This is a genomic window from Bacillus sp. NPDC060175, from assembly GCF_042728695.1.
Lineage (GTDB): Bacteria > Bacillota > Bacilli > Bacillales > Bacillaceae_G > Bacillus_A.
Genome location: NZ_JBHWYR010000198.1, coordinates 1 through 1157 on the forward strand (window position 1 = coordinate 1; position 1157 = coordinate 1157).

Genomic DNA, 1157 nt, shown 5'->3' on the forward strand with positions numbered 1-1157 from the left:
GCTCTGACTATTTGTAGGCACACGGTTTCAGGATCTCTTTCACTCCCCTTCCGGGGTGCTTTTCACCTTTCCCTCACGGTACTGGTTCACTATCGATCACTAGGGAGTATTTAGCCTTGGGAGATGGTCCTCCCAGATTCCGACGGAATTTCACGTGTTCCGCCGTACTCAGGATACATTCAAGAGAGAACGAAGTTTCGACTACGGGGTTGTTACCCTCTGTGACGGACCTTTCCAGGTCGCTTCGTCTACCTCGTTCCTTTGTAACTCCGTATAGAATGTCCTACAACCCCAAGAGGCAAGCCTCTTGGTTTGGGCTAGATTCCGTTTCGCTCGCCGCTACTCAGGAAATCGCATTTGCTTTCTCTTCCTCCAGGTACTTAGATGTTTCAGTTCCCTGGGTCTGTCTTCCATACCCTATGTATTCAGGTAAGGATACCATACCATTACGTATAGTGGGTTTCCCCATTCGGAAATCTTCGGATCAAAGCTTACTTACAGCTCCCCGAAGCATATCGGCGTTAGTCCCGTCCTTCATCGACTCCTAGTGTCAAGGCATCCACCGTGCGCCCTTTCTAACTTAACCAAACTAAAATTAAAAAAATATGAGCTACACTGTTATCTAGTTTTCAAAGAACATACCATTTGCTATATAAAATAGCTTTTTGGTGGAGCCTAGCGGGATCGAACCGCTGACCTCCTGCGTGCAAGGCAGGCGCTCTCCCAGCTGAGCTAAGGCCCCGTAAAATGTATGGTGGGCCTAAATGGACTCGAACCATCGACCTCACGCTTATCAGGCGTGCGCTCTAACCAGCTGAGCTATAGGCCCATACAAATTGCAGAATTTATTTATATAATATTCTCATTTAAGAGTCAATACTTATATTGAACTCTCAAAACTAAACGAAAACAAAACACGGAAACTTATATTGATGAACTGCGTTCATCAATTCTCCATAGAAAGGAGGTGATCCAGCCGCACCTTCCGATACGGCTACCTTGTTACGACTTCACCCCAATCATCTGTCCCACCTTAGGCGGCTGGCTCCATAAAGGTTACCCCACCGACTTCGGGTGTTACAAACTCTCGTGGTGTGACGGGCGGTGTGTACAAGGCCCGGGAACGTATTCACCGCGGCATGCTGATCCGCGATTAC

Annotated in this window: 2 tRNA genes and 2 rRNA genes; all 4 read right to left on the bottom strand. The window is 47.8% G+C overall.

Annotated features, from left to right (window positions below):
- Window positions 1–586 (bottom strand): 23S ribosomal RNA (locus tag ACFWDE_RS30505); the annotation flags it as partial.
- Between the two features lie 80 nt (window positions 587–666).
- A tRNA-Ala gene (locus tag ACFWDE_RS30510) sits at window positions 667–742 on the bottom strand.
- Between the two features lie 10 nt (window positions 743–752).
- Window positions 753–829, bottom strand: a tRNA-Ile gene (locus ACFWDE_RS30515).
- 131 nt (window positions 830–960) lie between these two features.
- Window positions 961–1157, bottom strand: a 16S ribosomal RNA gene (locus tag ACFWDE_RS30520); the annotation flags it as partial.